General features: G+C 34.9%; 5 protein-coding genes. 4 read left to right on the top strand and 1 reads right to left on the bottom strand.

The genetic code is table 11. The annotated features are described in order from the left end of the window. The first annotated feature begins 272 nt into the window (after positions 1 to 272). From Xbud_RS18580 to Xbud_RS18570, 3 genes are all read left to right on the top strand, one after another. Positions 273 to 521 (top strand): hypothetical protein, encoded by a 249-nt coding sequence (locus Xbud_RS18580; protein ID WP_099137470.1) that lies wholly within the window; start codon positions 273 to 275, stop codon positions 519 to 521. A gap of 448 nt (positions 522 to 969) precedes the next feature. Beyond that, on the top strand, positions 970 to 1,368 hold the full coding sequence (locus tag Xbud_RS18575; protein ID WP_099137469.1) for a hypothetical protein: 399 nt from the start codon (positions 970 to 972) through the stop codon (positions 1,366 to 1,368). 153 nt (positions 1,369 to 1,521) lie between these two features. After that, positions 1,522 to 2,484 (top strand): hypothetical protein, encoded by a 963-nt coding sequence (locus Xbud_RS18570; protein ID WP_099137468.1) that lies wholly within the window; start codon positions 1,522 to 1,524, stop codon positions 2,482 to 2,484. 21 nt (positions 2,485 to 2,505) lie between these two features. Here Xbud_RS18570 and Xbud_RS19990 read toward each other — a convergent pair whose 3' ends face one another. Next, the gene (locus Xbud_RS19990) at positions 2,506 to 2,646 is read right to left on the bottom strand and encodes a hypothetical protein (protein WP_169923116.1); all 141 of its coding nucleotides are present in this window, start codon (positions 2,644 to 2,646) and stop codon (positions 2,506 to 2,508) included. 308 nt (positions 2,647 to 2,954) lie between these two features. Between Xbud_RS19990 and Xbud_RS18560 the strand changes: the two genes are divergently transcribed. Continuing rightward, positions 2,955 to 3,284, top strand: coding sequence for a hypothetical protein (locus Xbud_RS18560; RefSeq protein WP_099137467.1), 330 nt, complete (start codon positions 2,955 to 2,957; stop codon positions 3,282 to 3,284). Positions 3,285 to 3,319: the final 35 nt, after the last annotated feature.

Here is a 3,319-nt window from a genome sequence, read left to right as displayed (position 1 = left end):
CCTGAAAAAGCAAGAAAAAGTCATACACAATAAGGTCATTTATTGGTGAGTGCAAAATTGATCTTATTTTTTGTATTGAGAGTTTTTAGAGGTTCCCATAAGTATGTAAGAGAAAAATGAATAGGGTAGCTAACTCTATGATTAATGGCAGATACAAAATAATTATGAGCTTTATGTCCAACTGATTTAATTTAACATAATGGATCTTAAGCGCACATCTTTTGCACCAGCATTAACGGAAGCAATGCCAAAATATAGAAGTAACACTGTTTATGAGTGAAAAAGCGATAGAGCTTGAACTAGAAAAAAGTGAAGATATTGCGGCCTTGTTAGCTAAAGTTAAGAATCCTTCCCAGATAACCGGAACACATCAAGATTGGGGGGCGTTTGGTCGTTTTGCATTGATCATTGATACCAGAAAAACAGATGTTATTCATACAGATGATGGATTATCTTTGGTGATCGAAAAGATTGAATCCTTATTAAAAACACCCGTTAATATAGTTTGGCAATATATATAGCGATTTAGAAGGTCGGGGTCTACTCAACCGAAACCCCGGTATCTGGTTTCGCGCTGATATCAAAGTTAAGCAATCGTCGAAAAAGCTAACCTCACCTTCCAGAACCGCCCTTAAGCGGGAAGAATCGTAGCTGAACGTCATAATAGTCAGCAACAAAAAAACGCGATTTAGTTTAAAAAATAAAGGCAATTATTCAATAAGTTAGTGCGATATACATTATTAATAATAAATGCATCCGTTCAAGGTTTAATCGTATGGTTCTGTTACATTAACAGAACTTTTTTCTCTTAAAATGATCTTATATCAATATCCTGTCAAATATTGTGTTTCATATTCTATATGATTTATCTATATGGTAGTAATTAATCGTTAATCAATAACAGAAATACCTAGATATTAATAAACATTAATCAATATTATTAGTGCTGTGATAAAAAGGAGATTTGAAATGGCTTTAACATACATCACTAAGATTATGAATAAAACTCAAAGTGAAATAGTCATTGTAGTAGGTGAAAAAAACAATGAAAGTTATGTAATTCAAAGTTTAGAAACAGGTGATTTCAATATAGCCGTTCCATGGGTTGGTAATCAAGGAGAAGCATGGAAGCCCATTAGATTATCAATTGAAACAAATAAAGAAAATGTCTTCGGAACAGATACTATTTGGGTTTTCCAAGATTATTGGAGCGATGATAGCTATATCATGTATTGTATTGGTGATGAATTTCATTATAAACACGATACGCTCACACGCGAAGTAAAAGGATTTAATAAAGGTGGGGGTAGAAAAATTTTAAGAATAATGAGAGATAAAAATGGCGAATATGATTTAAGAATGGTCTAAATGTAATCTATAAATAGAATTATATAATATAACCTAATTGTGATGTAAATTTCATAGTTAGGTTATTATTAGGTGAATAATTAAATGGCAAATAAAGAAGAAAATATAGTATATAAATAACAATTAATAAAAGTGTTCAAGGAGGTATATCATATGAGCTACCATTATATATTCTTTAAATTGAAAAATTCATCTCACGGGAGCGTTGTACGATATAATGCTGGTCAAGATCATTGGGAACAGCAAAAAACAGTGAAAGAAGTGAAGGCATACAAGAATGCTAATCCTACAGGTTTTTTATATAAAACTGACGGGTCGGAAAGGCTATATATGGTTCTAAAAGAGGATCGATTAATTGATATGGCTACTGACATCGTGTTGGTTGATGTCAGTAGCGGTAAGTATGTAGAAACCAGTTATACTTCGAAATCAACTATTGTTCCTTTTAACAGGCCTAATCACTCTCGTGATGTCTATTTTTTTTATCAAGACTCCCGTGGCACCTTGAATGTTGCTACGCTCATGGACGATAATAACGAATTAGGCTTAAACCTCACAGGTTTAAGTGGGTTGGATACTTATTTAAAGAAATATAAAATTTCTGGATACCCATCTATGGTGCATTTGTATAATCATCTCGATAATGATGCACAAGTCTTCTATACAAACTCCGATAACAAGCTTGCGAGCTTTAATGTTGATTTTACTCGTCAAAAAGTGGCGAGCCAGAGAACTTATAGCGGTATAACGGTCATTGGTAGCCCAAGTTTAATATATAACGGGAAATATACCGTATTCTATAGAGGCCAATACGATGAGTTACGTTACGCAACTTTTGTTGCTCACGGCGTTAATGCTGGGAACTTTCTTACTGATGGAAGGCTGGTTAATAACAGGACTAAGGTACTCAGTTCTCCTTCTGTTATTTATGATAATGGCGAAGCTACCGTGTATTTTATAGGAGATAACGAAAAAATGTGGATGTATAAAATAGACATGACGGGAAACTCTCCTAGCATTAAGAGCTACAGAGGCAATTTTGTTGATGGGAGTGTTGCTAATGGAGATGGGGACGCTCCTTTCGCAATAGCATCGGATACCCGCGTACTGTTTTGATATTAGATACATTTGTCATTTTCAGAAGATGACTGCACCAATAAATCTATCGGGTGTACCGACTGCCTCAGCAACGGCCACACCCGCCAGCAAAAGCACGGGAATATTTGCCTCATGTGCATATTTTTTTATTCGCTCTGTATACGCTAAAACTAAGAACATTCGTGCAGTCCAGTTGTTATTGGGGCACACAAAGATAGATAATACTATTCGTTATTTTGGAGTTGAATTGGAGGATGCCCTCCGACTTTCAGAAGGAACAGATTGTTAAATCGTGTGACCTTGAATTATAGGGGGCCACTGCCCCATTACGAGTTAATAACAATTTTGTGATGTCTTTTCTTTATAGTTTCTTGATCTAATTTTTCTAATTGCGTATTTTCATCTGAGTAGATCACCCAATAACATTCATCAATGATGCACCCATAATTTTCCGCTATTGCAACAGTTAAGACTACAAGTAGGAATCAATGATTAAAAGTTTTGATCTTAGCGTATTAGAATCAGTCGCCAAGACACTAGGAGACACTTGCGAAGGATTCACTGGTTCTCAAATTGGTTTGTTGTTAGCTGAACAAAATTTTCCAGACCCACTAATAGGAGGTACTAAGTGGAAAAGGCTTTATCAGGCATTTGTTGAAAAGCAATCTAATGATAGTTGCGCAAATAATATTGGTGCATTTATTGAGCATGTGATGAGTCCAGCCCGGCACTATGATAAACAAGAATGGTACTTATGGGAACCTCTAAAAACTCTCAATACAAAAAATAAGATCAATTTTGCACTCACCAATAAATGACCTTATTGTGTATGACTTTTTCTTGCTTTTTCAGG

The sequence above is a fragment of the Xenorhabdus budapestensis genome (assembly GCF_002632465.1).
Lineage (GTDB): Bacteria > Pseudomonadota > Gammaproteobacteria > Enterobacterales > Enterobacteriaceae > Xenorhabdus > Xenorhabdus budapestensis.
This window is presented reverse-complemented; position numbering and strand designations above follow the sequence as displayed.